The 16,270-nt window shown below is 35.9% G+C and carries 16 protein-coding genes; 5 read left to right on the forward strand and 11 right to left on the reverse strand.

What is annotated here, in order from left to right:
- Positions 1–400: 400 nt before the first annotated feature.
- From COD92_RS25355 to COD92_RS25390, 8 genes are all read right to left on the reverse strand, one after another.
- Positions 401–949, reverse strand: coding sequence for a hypothetical protein (locus tag COD92_RS25355; protein WP_098533139.1), 549 nt, complete (start codon positions 947–949; stop codon positions 401–403).
- Between the two features lie 512 nt (positions 950–1,461).
- On the reverse strand, positions 1,462–2,355 hold the full coding sequence (locus COD92_RS25360; protein ID WP_218014487.1) for a hypothetical protein: 894 nt from the start codon (positions 2,353–2,355) through the stop codon (positions 1,462–1,464).
- 43 nt (positions 2,356–2,398) lie between these two features.
- A complete protein-coding gene (locus tag COD92_RS25365) occupies positions 2,399–3,121 on the reverse strand; it encodes a hypothetical protein (RefSeq protein WP_098533143.1) in 723 nt (240 codons plus the stop codon).
- A 501-nt stretch (positions 3,122–3,622) separates the two neighbouring features.
- Positions 3,623–4,762, reverse strand: coding sequence for a glycosyltransferase WbsX family protein (locus COD92_RS25370; RefSeq protein WP_176541443.1), 1,140 nt, complete (start codon positions 4,760–4,762; stop codon positions 3,623–3,625).
- Between the two features lie 16 nt (positions 4,763–4,778).
- The gene (locus COD92_RS25375) at positions 4,779–6,344 is read right to left on the reverse strand and encodes an ADP-ribosylglycohydrolase family protein (protein ID WP_098533147.1); all 1,566 of its coding nucleotides are present in this window, start codon (positions 6,342–6,344) and stop codon (positions 4,779–4,781) included.
- 23 nt (positions 6,345–6,367) lie between these two features.
- Positions 6,368–7,153: a carbohydrate ABC transporter permease gene (locus COD92_RS25380; protein ID WP_098533149.1), complete on the reverse strand. Its 786-nt coding sequence runs from the start codon at positions 7,151–7,153 to the stop codon at positions 6,368–6,370.
- 10 nt (positions 7,154–7,163) lie between these two features.
- Positions 7,164–8,096, reverse strand: coding sequence for a carbohydrate ABC transporter permease (locus COD92_RS25385; protein WP_098533151.1), 933 nt, complete (start codon positions 8,094–8,096; stop codon positions 7,164–7,166).
- Positions 8,097–8,152: 56 nt separating this feature from the next.
- Positions 8,153–9,484 carry an ABC transporter substrate-binding protein gene (locus tag COD92_RS25390; RefSeq protein WP_176541444.1) on the reverse strand — a complete coding sequence of 444 codons (1,332 nt, stop codon included), beginning with the start codon at positions 9,482–9,484 and terminating at the stop codon, positions 8,153–8,155.
- 187 nt (positions 9,485–9,671) lie between these two features.
- Here COD92_RS25390 and COD92_RS25395 point away from each other — a divergent pair, with 187 nt between their 5' ends.
- From COD92_RS25395 to COD92_RS25405, 3 genes are all read left to right on the forward strand, one after another.
- Complete coding sequence (locus tag COD92_RS25395) at positions 9,672–10,514, forward strand: AraC family transcriptional regulator (RefSeq protein WP_098533155.1); 843 nt, start codon at positions 9,672–9,674, stop codon at positions 10,512–10,514.
- A 100-nt stretch (positions 10,515–10,614) separates the two neighbouring features.
- Complete coding sequence (locus COD92_RS25400) at positions 10,615–12,537, forward strand: ADP-ribosylglycohydrolase family protein (RefSeq protein ID WP_176541445.1); 1,923 nt, start codon at positions 10,615–10,617, stop codon at positions 12,535–12,537.
- A complete protein-coding gene (locus COD92_RS25405; protein ID WP_098533159.1) occupies positions 12,534–13,370 on the forward strand; it encodes an amidohydrolase family protein in 837 nt (278 codons plus the stop codon). Before COD92_RS25400 ends, COD92_RS25405 begins: the two co-directional genes overlap by 4 nt.
- A gap of 253 nt (positions 13,371–13,623) precedes the next feature.
- Here the strand turns inward: COD92_RS25405 and COD92_RS25410 are convergent, their stop codons facing one another.
- Together COD92_RS25410 and COD92_RS25415 are read right to left on the reverse strand one after the other, a co-directional pair.
- Positions 13,624–13,947, reverse strand: a complete 324-nt coding sequence (locus COD92_RS25410; protein WP_098996629.1) for a hypothetical protein — start codon at positions 13,945–13,947, stop codon at positions 13,624–13,626.
- Positions 13,948–13,979: 32 nt separating this feature from the next.
- Entirely contained in the window at positions 13,980–14,228 is a 249-nt protein-coding gene (locus COD92_RS25415; protein WP_098533163.1) for a hypothetical protein, read from the reverse strand.
- Between the two features lie 376 nt (positions 14,229–14,604).
- On the opposite strand from COD92_RS25415, the gene COD92_RS33485 reads away from it, so the two are divergent.
- A complete protein-coding gene (locus tag COD92_RS33485; protein WP_098533165.1) occupies positions 14,605–15,084 on the forward strand; it encodes a class I SAM-dependent methyltransferase in 480 nt (159 codons plus the stop codon).
- Between the two features lie 24 nt (positions 15,085–15,108).
- Positions 15,109–15,750 (forward strand): DUF2238 domain-containing protein, encoded by a 642-nt coding sequence (locus COD92_RS25425; RefSeq protein WP_098533167.1) that lies wholly within the window; start codon positions 15,109–15,111, stop codon positions 15,748–15,750.
- A gap of 123 nt (positions 15,751–15,873) precedes the next feature.
- Here COD92_RS25425 and COD92_RS25430 read toward each other — a convergent pair whose 3' ends face one another.
- Positions 15,874–16,074, reverse strand: coding sequence for a hypothetical protein (locus COD92_RS25430; RefSeq protein WP_255286843.1), 201 nt, complete (start codon positions 16,072–16,074; stop codon positions 15,874–15,876).
- Positions 16,075–16,270: the final 196 nt, after the last annotated feature.

Here is a 16,270-nt window from a genome sequence, read left to right on the forward strand (position 1 = left end):
AATCGGTCCCCGCTTGAACTTGTGAGTGAAGTGATCGTGTTAGAGTTCATTGTAATGGATTGTTTTGCAATTGGGATTAATTGTGTTCCTAGAGTAAAAGTCATGTGAATCCTCCTGAGAATAACAATGTTAAGGCATTTATCATCCAACAAACCCATAACTTACTGGTAATTCGATAATGGTTAGGTAGGACTTGAAATAACCCGATAAAAAATATATTTCAGAAGCCATCACAATAGACCCATATTTTGGTAAGAAAGTCATAAAAGATTACTTTGTATCAGAATGAGACAGAAACACTAAGTGCAAGGCTTACCTTTGTGCATAACGCCTGATTAATCTGTAGTTTCTTAGCAGACTCCATAGTTCCTAAATATAAACGTGCACTTTGAAAGTAGTTCTAAACTATCGGTCTTTTAAACTTGTAATTCGTTCTAAAGAAACTATAAATCGGTTCAGATGATTTTGAATGGAAAACACTTCTTGAAGATTCGGGCTTTCCAATATTTAAGGATAGAGTTATTTGATCATCGTTTGGAAAATTAGGATCATAGATATGAATGGATAGATGGTTTTCATTCAAATCATACCCATAGCCAAGAACTTGATGATTTCTTCTTATCTCAAAAGGATTAAGGGATTTGACTCGGACTAAACCAAGCGGTGAGAGCTTTCCAGTATCAAGATCATTCTTTATTCTCGGCCATTCCTTTTTTATCATTCTACATGCCCTTCCGTGCGGTGCAACTCCTCTATGACTAACCTTTGTTTCGTGATCCGTGAGGAAAGGATTCATCAAAACCATATATTTCATAAGACCTAAAGGCAAATGAAAGCTTTCAATCTGCCGATTAACGATATATTCAAACAATGGCCCAGAGGAAGGAGCTGTCGGATTGGACGGGATCCGCATTTTTGCTTCAAAATAATCCATGACCGCATAAATCATTCCACCACAAAGACCATAGGATGCATCACCGATTGGAATCTGCCGACCTAAAGCTTTTATTTTCTTTAATGGAACATGTGGAAAGCTGTTTCCAAATTTAAAACCAGATGAGCTGGGCAGAAAACCTTTTAAAGTTGGTATACGGATTTCCCCCTTGATTACACGTGAATGAATGTTTAAATCAAGCTATATGAGATAAATTTGTTAATATTTACTCACAATAGGTCCCAATTAAAACCATGTTAGTACTTTGTGATTATACCGTAGTAATTGTCCTGATCCTCACTTCTGGATCATTAGTCTGTAGAATCAATAATCTCATAAATACTTATGAATAAAGACAGATTAGTATTAAGGCTGGGGGGGAATTTTTAAATATGAACGGGAAGTCGAGGCGTTCTACTTGACGGTCACCCACACATTCTAGGTCGGATTGCCATTTATGGTGCTGCCGATAAGTAATTATTTATTTTAATACTGTTAGACCCCAGGTATGAAAAAAAAACACATGATTATGTTTTAAAAACATAACCCTTCTCCAAATATTTCCTTTGTAATGCCATATACTCATCATAAAACCTCTCTACATCTCCCTTTGTACATCCTTCATTTATAACCTCACTCATCCTTTTGTGGACAAAGTCATATACCTCCTCTACATCTTTTAAAACTTCAGGTTTATTTTTTTCATAAAGTTGCAGTAACCTTTTCTGAATGTTTTTCAGTTGTTCTGGATCGTTAAAGCCAGAATGAATTGCATTCGCCTGCATGTTTATTCTATCTAATAGAATGGAAACAGGATGGTTTTTATCTTTGGGAATAGTACTAAAATTAGTTAAATAAGTCCTGATTTCTGCTTGAAGCTCCTCGATTTTTTCTAGTAAATATCTTTCTATTGAATTGATTGTTGTTGAAGTTCTTTCTTCAAGGATCGGTTCGATATTTTCATCCAAACCCAAATGGGCTTTTACTATTGTTCTAACAATTGGGTAGGCGTGTTTAACAATATCAACATCCCGCATATTTTCTAATCTTTTATCACCATGAAATAAATTGTTCCTAACTTTATTGAGAATAAACAATAATTGTTCTATGGCGAATTTGGGATTTCTACTAATATTTCTTTTTAGATGATTTTGAGCATAAGAGGTATCCTCAATTTCTTGATATTTATTTAAAAATTTTATAGGCAGTTCCATATTACAGAAAAATTGAACCTCATCAAGAGATAGGATATTGGTAATAGTTTCATTGTTAAATTCATTTATTATAGACTTTATCTTTCTAAATTCGTTTCCCTCTCTTCGACCATATATGGCGTTAAAGGATATCCAAATACTAATAAATTGATCAAATCTATCATCACAATCAACTGCCTTTTGATACCATCTTTTTGCAACCTTCATAAATTTATCCAAATTTTATCACCTCAATGAATTATTATTATCTTTACCTTGGTGAAAATCCTCCACCTAAATAAGTCCTATATTTTGTGTAATGAAATCGGGAGCAAAGGTTATAAGGCTGGGCTAGCCTTGAAAAGAGTCCACAACGATTTTGACGCGAAATGTAGTAGTCACAATGCTCACATCTTCTAAATGAAGTATCTTTTGCATTCCTAAGTGCTGTATTGTTCCTAGTCACTCTTTCCTTAGAAGAACTTGTTTGTGAAATAGGTATTGATTTACTTACAGAATTTGAAGCGTTTACATTTTTACTATTTTTAGGTTTAATTGGTGACTCTTTAACCCTTCTCCTAATTAACATTTGTTCAATACGAGGTTTATACTTTTTTTCGTATATGTTTTTTTGTATGGAATAAATGATGTTTAATTCAGAGCCTTGTGTGTATTGAATTGTATAAAATCCATTTTTTAGTTTAATAGCTTTATGTGAAATAACTCTTTCAACATGGATATATATGAATCCCTCATGTTTCTTAATAGTTACACATCCTAGTTTAAAGGTATTTTTCTTTTCAAAGGGAGCCTGTGGTATTAATAACTGAAGTGAAATTGAGCCGTTTTGTCCAGACCGGTTAATTTGAAGTTGATAAAGGGTACCAATGGGAAGTAATCTCGATAGGGGTATATCTAGTAGGTCTAATTGATGACATAACTGATTCTGTTCATTAACTTTTAATCTAGTTTTTGAAGTGGATTTTTTCTCCAAGCAAATAACCTCCTTAAAAGAAGTAGAAGCAGAAAATAAATACCGAATATATATATATTATAACAGAAAAATCCTTAGAAAATAAAATATGGTTCCTCATAGTCACCGATATTTACAAAACCTATAATCCTTTGTCTAACATCTGGGTATTTAGTCTTTTAAAGGTTAGTGAATGTTTAAGAAATCAGTTATAATAATTTAAGATACATGTCCGGCCTAACAATAGACGGTTCCCTAAAGTGGGGGATCGGCTAATGTGGTGTGATATCCCACCCGAGCCGTTATGAACTCAAGGGTGGATTATTTTTGTTTATATGACATTATGGCTTACGATAAATATTGGTACATATGGAATTATGTAAGAAAATGTCCCTTATACTCTAAGAAACACGCTATAACTAAATATCTAGTCAGTTTACTAACAAAATCGAAAAGCATCGGTGCTAAAAACCGATGCTTTTGCATGTTGGGATTATACAATTTTTATGGTTCTTTAGTTAATTATCCTTCACCAAACACCTCTCTAATCGCTTCCAAGTAACCCATACCATGAACGGTATCAGGCTCAAGATAACTTCCTTCAGTCCATTCATTCCAAGCGTTGATCGTAAAAATTTTGGGATTGGTTAAACCTTTATCTAAAAATCCCTTCACTTCCTTTAGACTAATCGTAAATTCTTCCGGTGTATTCCCAGATAAAATGGGCATATAGGGATAACCTAAATTCTGGTAAACATCGGATTGGATGGTACGAGGGCTTGAATCCCACCCCATTGTTACATTAGGAAAATAGGGTAAATCATATTTATGGGTAAATTCTAGATAATTTTCAGTTGCACACTCTCTAAATCTAGCATATGAAGTTGCAGGAAACTCATCTAATTCGTTATGATGTATCCAAACATAGGAGGTGATACTATCAAAACCCAGTTGACCCAATAATTCATTTACATTTTCAACTTTTTGCTCGTTTGGAATGATCTCAGCTCCCCAAACCACTGCATTTAAATGTAAATCACCTAAACCTGCTTTTCGAACACGAGCTCGGAAATCTTTAAGCACTCTCTTTGTATCGGTTACTCCTCCAAGGCCTTTTATTAAGTTCATCAGTTCATATATTGAAAAATACAACCCCTCTTTCACTCTCCAATAAGATGGATGATTGAAATAATTTTCGATCATATGATTGGTCGCCTCAATAAATGCAGATTCCGAGACTGCACCGTTATATAATTCATGATAATGCCTATTTCTGGGGGCCGGATGGATATCAACCCAGTCATGATTGGCCCACATTAGAGCAAATTTTAATTGGTCATTATTTTCTGCTTTCAAGAAACCCTCTTCCAAGGCCCGTTGTAAAAAAGGACCATCTTCATACCAATACCAATCAAAAATAAAGGATGAAATCCCATGTGATGAAGCAGCTGAGATCTTTTTTTCCATCACTAAAGGATCGGATTCATCCTCATATCCCCATAATGGTATTTTGGGCTGCTGGTGACCGGGGAATCTTGGATGAGCATGCTTGACTATTTCCCATTCCGTCCATCCTTCACCATGCGTCATTTTATTACGTTCATCAATATGATAATTAGGAAAATAATAAACTGCTATTTCGTATTCGCTTTTTCCCGTCAATAGATTCTCTCTCCTATTAGTTAAAGTCTGCATTTCCAAAAACCAGAGTCACCGGTATAATTCCTCTGGAATGCCTTCCTTGGGAGGTGATGTCAAGTAACAATTCAACCTTGTTTCCAAGTACCTCCTCTACCAAAATGTCAAACTCTAGCTCTACTTTCCCTACATTATAGGTTGGAAGAAATACGCTAGAACCACTTGATGAAGATATATTGACACCATCGGGTTTATAACATTTTATCGTAAGCCATTGTGGGTGATTAAAATACTTATTATTTTCCAATGTGACTTTAATTTTCCTGCTCTCATTTATTTGAATAAAAGGTTCCTTTTGATAATCCAGCACCGCTTCAAATGCGACAAAATCATATTGAACCGCAAATGGGGCTCTTTTTAATAATTCGCTAAACAATTTTTGATTTCGAGGTGCGCCGACATTATAAAGCCCTTCGCAATACTCATTTTCCGTTCGGCAATACAAAGACTGATTTTCAGGTATGGTAATCGTATATCCTTCCTCTTCAGCAAAGAAATCCACATATTGATTTCCCAAAAACCATGGTGTTAATCTGAGAATTCTATCTGTAAGTTCCGTAACCGTTTTTGGAATCGAAAGGGTCCCGCTTAAATAATTCACACAAATGGTATTAATGACATCCCCGATTGGTTTCGTCCATTTTTCAGGGAGCTCTTTTCTCCCGTGAATAATGCCCAATGTGGCACCTAGTGTGGCTCCTGTACAATCGGTATCTTCCCCGCAGTTAACGGCTATACACAAGCTATTTCCAAAGTCATCTTCCCCATAAAGCCATCCTAGTATTGTAATCCCGATATTACTCGGAGCATCCCACCCCGGCTCACCAATTGGAATTCCTTCTTCCTGTTTAGCCAATGGAATCGGCATAACTCCGAATGTTCCAGGAACTGAAATTAAAACGTTTCTTCTGGCTTCCTGCCAAGAAACTCCTGATTGATAGGAGTCAATTGCGGTTTTTATTCCTTTTGCAACACCGCTATCCTCGGGAATATATGATAGGCCAATTTCGATCAATTTATATTTGTCTTTTTCAACAAAGGCAGCGCTTTGCACAGCCGCCCAAAAAATTTCACCATATAACCCTTCTTCACTATGATCTACAACTGCATCCTCATAAGCATATCTAACAGCTATTTCTGGATTACCAGGGGCCAGGCATGCCCAAATTTCAGAGCGTATGTAACAGCCGCAGCTATCCCGGTATGGATTCCCTACATAACCTGAAAGTGGAGGAACCAATCCCATCCGTAGATTATTCTTTCCTGCCCCATATTCCGCCCAATCCGGTATCACAAATGACAGCCAGTACTCTCCCAGAATAGAGGCATTTACCTGATTCCCGTACCTTTCCACTGCATTAAGCCAAAGAAGCTGTAAATCCAAATCGTCATTGGGAGGAGGATTTTCATTTACATCTTGAACATAATAGTCAACCTGATTAATTTGCCGAAATCCTTCAAATGGAGCCCCTAAGGTTCCGCCAATGTTTTTCCCCATCCAACAACCTAGTACTTTATCTTTATACTCTTCTAGACTTAGTTTCATAGAATCGTTCCTCACTTTACAAATTATTTAATCGATCCCGAAGTCATTCCATTTTCAAAATACTTCTGCAGGAATAAATAGGCGATCACAACTGGTAAACTAATTAATACCAACGATGCAAAGATCTTACCTGTATCAGATGTGTAAGTTCCCATGTAAAATTGTGGTGCTTGTGTAATCATATACATTGCTTCTTTTCTCATGAAAACCAGGGCCATAAAATACTCGTTCCAAGAACTGAGAAATGTCCAGATGACGACAACAATTGAAATAGGTTTTGCCAAAGGCATGATAATATGCAATAAAACTTGAAATGAGTTACCCCCGTCAATTTTTGCTGCTTCTAATAGAGTATCAGGCACCTCATCCAAAAAGTTTCGCATTAATAGTAAGGTAAAAGGAATGCCAAAAGCTGCATAAGGACCTATTAACGCCAGATAATTATTAAACCACCCCAGACTTTTGACAATACTGAACAAAGGAACGACCAATGAGATGGCTGGTATCATCAATCCTATCAGGATGGCATTAAAATACCATTCCTTATGTTTAATAGGTAATTTAGAAAAAGCATAGGCCGACAATATCGTGACAAGATAAACAAGAATAATTGTAAAAAAGGAAACGATCACACTATTGGTAAAAAGGTGTGGAAGCATCGGATTTTTTAAAACGGCCAAATAGTTTTCGATTCCCTCCCCTTGAAGAGAAATCTTAATTGCGATAAATAAAGGCGATATAAAAATGATCGCCAAAATGGTGAGGATCACTTGGGACCATATTGTTGTTTGTTTTGAATGACCAAACATCGTTTCCCTCCTAATTTCGATAAATTCGTAATTGGATCACCGTTACGACCAACGCGATGATCAGCAAGATAACGGACAAAGCGGAGGAATACCCTGCATTAAATTCTAAGATTGCCTTTTTAAAAATGTAGGTTGAGATAAACTCCGTCGAACGGCCAGGCCCGCCTCCTGTAGTCAGATAAATAATATCGAATGTTTTTAATGACCCGATGACACCGAGAATAATTAAAGAATAATGAGTAAAACGCAGTTGTGGAAAAATAATAAAGCGCATGATTTGGAGGAAATTAGCTCCATCCAAACGGGCCGCTTCAAATAAGGACTTATCAATGACCGTAAGAGCAGCAAAGTACATAATCATGCTAAAACCGGTAAACTCCCATATATTAATAGAAGTAATGGCAAATAAAGAAATGTCAGGATCTGCCAGCCAGGATTTTGCTAGAGAATCCAATCCAATGGAAGATAAAAAATTATTAAGTTCCCCGTTACTAGCATTGTAAATTTGACGGAATACTTGTGATATCACTGCTGCCGATAAAACAGTTGGCAAAAAGAAAATGACTTTATAGACACCTTTGAATTTTACATTCGCATTTAATAGTACAGCGATCAGTAAACCAAGAAACATCTGAATAAAAATAGTTAAAAATAGAAAAATCACCGTATTTTTCAACGAAATATAGAAGATCGGATCTTTAAAAATATTGAAGTAGTTCGTGAGACCAATAAAGGTTTTATCAGGACTTATCCCATTCCAATCAAAAAAACTAGTATAAATTGTATCTGCGATGGTGTAATATACAAATACTCCCATCAACAAAAATGCCGGAACAATATAGAGGTAGTTTGTTCTGTTTCTTTTTTTAGGCGAGATATTTTCCCTCGTACTTTCGATCGAAAGTTTATCCTTCCTTTGCATAGCTATTTCCGTCTTCTCCATAGTTCCTCCTTTCCAAAACATCCAGGTAACAACCTGGATGTTTTGTTAGTAAGAGATTATTTTTGTATGGCCTTAAAGGCATCGTCTACAGCTTTCATTGCTTTTTCAGGAGATTGTTTTCCAGTTGCTACATTCTGAAGTGCATCTGCTAACGCAGTTTGTAGTTCTGGATACAAGAATTCCCTTTTTCCAACAGCATTTTCAACGTCTGTTAACATCTGTTTAATGGCCGTCTTTTGTGCATCGGTAACGGTGTTGCTATCATCGAGATTAATTCCTTTTACGGCAGGGATATTTAATTTGCTGGCTAGAATTTTTTGTGCTTCTTCAGAATCAAGCCATTTGATAAATTCCCATGATGCATCTTTTACACTGCTTGATTTATTAATGGCAAAGGAAACATCCGGTCCGCCGAATAATTGTGGCTTGGATGGGCTGTCTACTCCTGGAAACGGCGCAGGTAAAAATTCATAGGTTTTCGATACGCCAAGTGTTTTATTCGTTGTTTCCAGTGAGGTCTTTGACATATCAGCCCCATTCCAAGTTCCCAGTGTAATCATGGCTGCCTCCCCTTTATGGAAAAGATCATCGCTATCAGGATATTGAGAAATTCCAAGAGCCCCTTTTTGCATAATTCCATCATCAAATAATTGCTTCCAGTTAGACATTGCTTTTACTAGATCCGGATCTGTCCAAGAAGTTTTCCCAGCCTCAGCATCATAGATTTTTCCTGGTGCGATCGCATTTGCCAATGCAATATACGTATCAAAATTGATCCATGCATCCTTTGCCCCTTGAATAAACGGGGTAACCCCCTTACTTTGCAGAGTCTTAGAAACTTCTTTCCATTCTTGAATCGTGGTCGGCGGTTTTAATCCATATTTCTGTAAGATGGTATTGTTATACCAAATATAACCTGCAGCTGATACGAAGAATGGTAAAGCAGGAGTCTTCGAGTCTTCTTGAATTTGTTTTAAGCCTAACTCATAAAACCTATTCTCCCAATCATTCCCCCATGCTTTTTCTGCATTGGGTGTTAAATCATCCATGAAGGAACTAAATTCTTTTTGCATAACACCTGCTTGTACACCAAAAACGTCAGGCCCTTCCCCAGCAGGTAATGATAGTTTTAAAGCGTTTACATAATCGTTGTATTGATAGCTTTTCACTTCCACATGAATCTTGGGGTGAGATTTTTCAAAAGCCGTAACATATTCTTTCACATCCTCCTTACCCGGATTCCAAGTCCACCATACGACTGTCTTCTTGCCTGATGATGATTCGGAATCTTTGGCGGTTGTCGAACTTGAAGAGGAACAACCAGCTAATAACATAGAGGATAGTAAAGAACTAGTAGCAATGATTCTCCAAAATTTTCTTGCTTTCATTTCCATTAAACCCCCTGTAAACATATTATTAACAAAATACTTTTCTCTAGATAATTTATTGAATATATTAAATTATCTGTAATTTATTTGTTAAAGCTATTATAATTTGTTAAAATTGCTATAAACAGGAGTATTCATCAGTAAAACAGGAGTTTTCCGGACAGTTAAAAAGTTAGGGGGATTATATATGAGACCACAATTTCAATATCGTCGATATCAATATATACAACCAAACGAACAATTTTTTATGAATATTAGCTCAAACAAAGATGCTTTTGTCCCTCATACTCATGACTTTTTCGAACTCATTTATATTGTTTCAGGAAAAGGAATGCATATGATTAATGATAAATCTTTTTTAGCTAATGCCGGAGATGTCTTTCTAATTAGAATTGGAGACACACATGCCTTCCATCCTTTAACAAGTGAGAAAACTCCCTTTAAATGGATTAATTGCTTATTTGTTTCCGATTTCATTAATTTTGAAGTTCCCTTACTTTCAGAAACGAAATATTTTGGAACAGATGGATTTGAGATTGATTATTTGTTCAAAATCATGATAAAAGAATATGAGGAAAAAAAATCAGGTTATTTACAAAAAATAAAAGGATATCTTTTAGCCTTATTAACAGAGCTGTCCCGTATGGATTCCGTTCCTATTAATGACAACGCTTACAAAAGTTTAAGTAAACAGAATATGATCAAAGAGGCAGTCAACTTTATTAAAGAAAATTATCGGTATACCATACGAATGGAAGAAATGGCTTCACACCTAAAGATTAGTTCAAGCTACTTAAGCAAGCTTTTTCGAGAGTGTTTAAATGCAAGTGTTCTTCAATATATTACTCAGTTTCGACTGGAGAAAAGTTGTAATCTTCTAGAAACGACTAATTGGACGATCCACCAGATTGCGCTTGAATCTGGTTTTAATGATGAAAAACTATTTCGAACCTATTTTCGCCGTCAATTTGATTTGACCCCTGGAGAATATCGAAAAAAATATCAGCTCATCAATTTAAAAGAACAATGATCAATTTACCCGTAACTGTATCAAATATACCCCCTATTTTGATAAAACAAAATTTTATAATGAAGGTGTAAATAATATCACTTTTCAAGGGGGATTAAGTTTGAAAGTAAAATCTATTCATTTTTCAGATTATCTGGACAAAGTTCATGGCGGTTGGATAGGTAAATGTGTTGGTGGCAATATTGGTGCGGAAGTAGAAAATAACAAGTATTTGATGGATTTAAATGAATCGGAGATTTTTCCTGAAGAAATTCCTCCTAATGATGATTTGGATCTTCAGTTACTTTGGCTCCAAGTGTTAGAAGAAAAGGGTGTTCACTTAACTAGTAAAGATCTTGCAGAAGCATGGGAGAAACACTGTTGGTACCCTTTCAATGAGTACGGTTACTTTTTGCACAACTTTGAGAGAAAAATCGCGCCGCCTGTATCAGGCTGGTTTAATAATCAATACTTTAGTCAATCCATGGGATCTCCTATTCGTTCTGAAATTTGGGGGATGATTTCGATTGGAAATCCATCTTTAGCGATGCAGTATGCCTATAAAGATGCAACATTAGACCATGACACTGAATCAGTGTGGGCCGAACAAATGTTAGCTGCGATTGAGTCTCAAGCTTTCTTTGAATCAGATATCGATACCTTGCTAGACTTTGGTTTAGAACAGATTCCCGAAACTAGCAAACTAAGAAAATGTATTCTTTTCATCCGTGATCAATATCAAAACGGAATGGAATGGCAACAAGCTAGAAAGAATATGTTGGAGAATTTCGGACATCCTGATGCTTCAAAAGCAGTGCAAAATTTAGGTATTACCATTCTTTCATTACTATACGGTGAAAAGGATTTTGGGAAAACGCAATTAATTGCGTTAAATTGCGGTTATGATACGGATTGTACTTGTGCAACTGCCGGTGCGATTTTGGGCATCATTGGAGGAGCTTCTTCTTTACCTGAAGATTGGAAGCAGCAAGCGAAAGATACTTTTGCCTGTGGGATTGATGTGACCCGCCCAAGCAATCGAATCTCCGATTTGGCAATGGATACTTGTCGTGCAGGCGTTGCGGTAGCTCAATCCATTAATTCAAATGTAATAATTGAAGGAATCCCTAATGATTTAGAATGGGAGAAAATACCGTCAGTACAAATGGCTCAAGTCAAAATTTCAATAGATTATAAAGGGAAACCAGCCCTTCATCCTGATCAACCCAAAGAAATTCAATTAATCATTGAAAATTTGACCGAAACAGAAAAAATCGGTGAATTAGTTATCGTAGGTTCTGATGATTATTCCATAAGCCCTGCTTCCGTTACAATTCGATTGCCTGAAAAAGGGGCAATTAAACAACCAGTATATATTCAAGCAAAAGCAAATACTTCTACTTTCTCTAGTGCAGCCATTTTGAATGTCATGGTAAAGGAAAATGCGCAAATAGTGGCAGAAGACCAAATCGGTTTGGCAACAGGGGTACCCTATTATCTTATAGGTCCATATTGGGATCTCTATGATACGACTAGTGAAAATGAGTCCTACTATCACCCCGTTCATAAACGAAAAGCTAGACCACGTGGTGCAGAAAACTTTAACAACTATGTAAGCCTTGATCGAGAGTATATTGCAGAAGGGTCTTTTGAGATTTTACCGGAAGGCCGTGAAGTCTATGCAGCAGAGCATAAGCTTCCTTTAAATGAGTGGATTGGTAAAGAGGGACCTGTATCCGTCTATCTTGTCCAGGATATTGTATCCCCTGATGACCGGGAAGTCAGATTGATGGTTGGAAATAATGATGCCTTTAAAATCTGGGTAAACAATCAAGCCGTTGCCGAATCGAATAAGACATGGTTCTGGATGCCATACAACCATGATATTACCGTTACACTCCGAAAAGGCAAAAATCGGATTGTGACAAAATTAATCCGGACAGGAAAAGACTTTGAGTTTAGCTTGGGATTTGCCAAACCGAAGACCCATGTTCGATGGATCAATGATTTAACGTTTGAAAAAATCAAGGACGTTGACTCATGAGAATACTAGATTCCCATCAGCATTACTGGGATATCTCAAGAAAAGATTACGGTTGGTTGACCCCTGAGACTGGAAGGCTCTATACAAACTATTTGCCAGAACACCTTAAACCATTAAGAGAAAAGTTTAATATTCAATGTACCATCGTAGTCCAAGCAGCCCCAAGTTTAGAGGAAACCAACTTCCTCCTTGAGCTTGCTGAAAAAGAAAAGTCCATTGCTGGTGTTGTAGGTTGGCTAGACCTTGAATCCGATGAATTCCTTGATTGTTTCCAATTCTACCGAAAACACACAAAATTTATTGGGATTCGCCCAATGATACAGGATCTTCCCTCAGACTGGCTTCTGAAGGAAAAAGTCATGGAGCATTTAAGAATCGTAGCGGAAGAGGAGTTCCCTATTGACTTGCAGGCGAACCCGCGGCATTTACCATCCATTCTTTACCTTCTAGAACAACTCCCTTCCTTACGGGGGGTCATTGATCATATCGCTAAACCTCCAATGAAAAAAGGGTTATGGGAACCATGGAAGGGTTTAATGGAGAGAATCGCATCATACCCTAATATAATGTGTAAGATATCCGGTTTAGTCCCTGAAAGAACAGATGCACCCTGGTCAAGAGATACTATAAAGCCTTATGTAGATCACATCATTTCCATATTTGGCACGGAAAGGATTATGTTTGGAAGCGATTGGCCAGTGTGTCTCTATTCCGCATCATTTGAAGAAGTATTTCAGCTATTCCACTCCTTTTTAAAAGCAAGTTGGAGTAAGAAAGCAAGAGAAAATGTTTTTTTTCATAATGCTGCTCGATTTTATAAATTAAGTATTTAATCTACTTAAAAGTCCACGAACTATTTTAATAATAGCGGATTTATAAGAATATAAAGTGCCTTCTGTCCTTGGCTTTCATGGTGTTCCTCCTAAGATCAAGACTGGAAGGCACTTTCTTTTATAGAGTACGAGATTTCCATCAACTTGGAAAACGAACGCATAATTACTGTTTGTCGAGTGAATGGACTGATCAATTATAATTTTCTTCACCAGGCTTCATTACGTCCCTTGAAGCAAAAGATCCGATTGAAATCTAGTTAAAAACTACCGGTCTTATAAACTTGTAATCAGTCCTAAAGAAACTATAAATCTGATCAGATGATTTTGAATGAAAAACGCTTGTTGTGGACTCGGGCTTTCCAATATTTAAGGATAGAGTTACTTGATCATCGTTTGGAAAATTAGGGTCATAGATATGAATGGACAGATTGTGTTCATTCAAGTCATACCCATAGGCAAGAACTTGATGATTTCTTCTTATCTCAAAAGGATTAAGAGATTTCACTCTGACTAAACCAAGTGATGAAGGCTTTCCGTTATCAAGAACATTTTTTATTCTCGGCCATTCCTTTTTCATCAATCTCCATGCCCTTCCGTTCGGTGCAACTCCTATATAGGAAGCTCCATTCCGCCTTCTGCATATTCTTCGCTACTCTTGCGCGCTTCAGGAGAAACAGAAATCTTTTCTAAATGCATATCTGAGATTTGTAAAATATTAAAAAGAGGTCCTTGCTTATGATTTGAATCTATATTAGATAAATTAAATTTATTTAAAGCAACTTTATGAGTATTTTTGTATGCCCTATAGAAAAGGAGCAAAACACCTAAAAATACAAGAATAAAAAAGAATAATTTCATTTAAATCTCCTCCTCCATCCAATTAAAAAGAAACCGAAAAGGGATATTTTATCAGGAATTAATGGAGAAAAATGACGCCTTATATGAAATTTACTGAAAATCGTTAAAACGATTATTATTTACTCAAACTAGGTTAATTATTTTTCCAATTTTTACTCTATTTTATTGTCATTTAAAAGGCATAAAAAAGCTGCTTCCTTCTTAATCTAAAATTGTTATTTCAAAAAAAAGGAAACCTTTAATTTAATAAAGTGCAGGTGCTTCGATTTACAATTATCACCAAGAATATATCACTCATGGGGTCGACCTAAATGGTTTACAAAATATATATTCAAAATCATATTCAGCAGCATTTTAATTTTTCTGATAAAAAAGTATTGGATTTTGGAGAGGTACCGGAGCAAACTGCACCCTATGTACACCTGAACATTATTTTGGGATAGATCCTGATTCATACAGGATTGAATATGCCAAACGATTATATAACCAGTACCGATTTGAAACTTTCATGGCAAATGAACTTCCTGCAGACAACAATAGCTTTGATTTTATTTTAATTATTGCTGTACTGCACCATATCCCTCCAGAAATGGTTTATGGTTATATAAAAGAATTCAAGCGGTTCTTAAAACCAGAAGGTAGAATTGTAGTTATGGAACCCTGCTTGTTTAAAAAGTCTCCAATCAGTAATTGGTTTATGAGATCGAATGATAAAGATGATTACATTTTGAGAGAAGAAGAGTATCTAAATTACTTTTTAAAGGAAAAATTCCGATGCAAGGTTCTAAAAAAATTTCAAAAGTGTTTTTTTATAATGAGTTGTATTTTTCAGCCTACTTATAATTTCTTGGAGTAAAGTATTTAGGAAGTGATTGAAGATATGAAGGGACAAAGTGTCGTGACAATCCATGTTATGTTATTACTGGTTGTTAACGCCGTTTTTATTTGGTCAATTATCAAGCCTGCCAGCTATTTGTCATGGGCATTGGAAGCCACTCCGGCCATTATCGTTTTGATGATCGCACTATCCACATACAAAAAGTTTCGTTTAACTACTCTCTCTTACATCATTATTGCTATTATGGCTATTTTGATGTTTGTCGGCGGCCATTACACCTATTCAAAGGTTCCTCTCTTTAATTGGCTAAAAGATACTTTTGATTTTAAAAGAAATCACTACGATCGATTTGGACATTTTATGAAAGGCATGTTTAGCATTGTAATAAGAGAAATATTATTAAGGAAAACCCTTTTAACAAAAGGCACCTGGTTATTTTGGATCGTTACAAGTATTTCTCTGGCCATCTCTGCTATATATGAAATTGTTGAATGGATTAGTTTTGTGATAGGCAAGGGAGGAAAAACTGCTAAAAACTTTCTAGGGAACCAAGGCGATATATGGGATGCACAATGGGATATGGTATTAACCTTAGCTGGTACATTCATTGCATTACTTTTCCTATCCAAACTGCATAATAGGTTGTTGCGAAAAGAATTAGGAAAAAGTCATTCAAACTTCTAAGAACTGGACTCTAATTATAAAAATAAAAAAACAAAATTAATTAACCTAAAAAAGTACCATCTTTTTCACTCCTGGATTATCTACAGAAAATATTTTGATAAAAAAAAGATGTCATGAAAAAACCTATTTGGTGGTATTTAAATTATTGTTGGGGATTAATTCCTTAGAAAACTCAGTTAATCCAACGATATTCGGCATCGGGGTTTTTCCCATTCCAATATTATTAAATAAATTTTGTATTGGTCTCACCATATTTCTGTTTCGATTTCTGCCTAATCCATATGCTGCAACACTTAATCCCAAACCTAATAAGGTACCCCACATTATCCCCCTATTGTTTCTTCTTCTTCTGCCAAACATATTTAAAAAAGGTTGTCTTCCACCAATATTCAAAAGCGTGAAAAAAACAAAAACCTAATCAAGCAAATGAATGTTGATTAGGTTTTGTTCTTTGTTTTCTATTAAAACCATTGTTGATTTGTCTTCTACTTATTTATAAGAATGGGTAGATCGCATTAGC

It is taken from the genome of Bacillus sp. AFS037270 (assembly GCF_002585305.1).

Coding starts and splice junctions, on each gene's coding strand:
- COD92_RS25355 (WP_098533139.1), bottom strand. CDS start 949: ATGATTTATGCGGTCATGGATTATTTTGAAGCAAAAATGCGGATCCCG.
- COD92_RS25360 (WP_218014487.1), bottom strand. CDS start 2,355: ATGAAGGTTGCAAAAAGATGGTATCAAAAGGCAGTTGATTGTGATGAT.
- COD92_RS25375 (WP_098533147.1), bottom strand. CDS start 6,344: ATGAAACTAAGTCTAGAAGAGTATAAAGATAAAGTACTAGGTTGTTGG.
- COD92_RS25380 (WP_098533149.1), bottom strand. CDS start 7,153: ATGTTTGGTCATTCAAAACAAACAACAATATGGTCCCAAGTGATCCTC.
- COD92_RS25385 (WP_098533151.1), bottom strand. CDS start 8,096: ATGGAGAAGACGGAAATAGCTATGCAAAGGAAGGATAAACTTTCGATC.
- COD92_RS25390 (WP_176541444.1), bottom strand. CDS start 9,484: ATGAAAGCAAGAAAATTTTGGAGAATCATTGCTACTAGTTCTTTACTA.
- COD92_RS25395 (WP_098533155.1), top strand. CDS start 9,672: ATGAGACCACAATTTCAATATCGTCGATATCAATATATACAACCAAAC.
- COD92_RS25405 (WP_098533159.1), top strand. CDS start 12,534: ATGAGAATACTAGATTCCCATCAGCATTACTGGGATATCTCAAGAAAA.
- COD92_RS25410 (WP_098996629.1), bottom strand. CDS start 13,947: ATGAAAAAGGAATGGCCGAGAATAAAAAATGTTCTTGATAACGGAAAG.
- COD92_RS25415 (WP_098533163.1), bottom strand. CDS start 14,228: ATGAAATTATTCTTTTTTATTCTTGTATTTTTAGGTGTTTTGCTCCTT.
- COD92_RS25425 (WP_098533167.1), top strand. CDS start 15,109: ATGAAGGGACAAAGTGTCGTGACAATCCATGTTATGTTATTACTGGTT.
- COD92_RS25430 (WP_255286843.1), bottom strand. CDS start 16,074: ATGTGGGGTACCTTATTAGGTTTGGGATTAAGTGTTGCAGCATATGGA.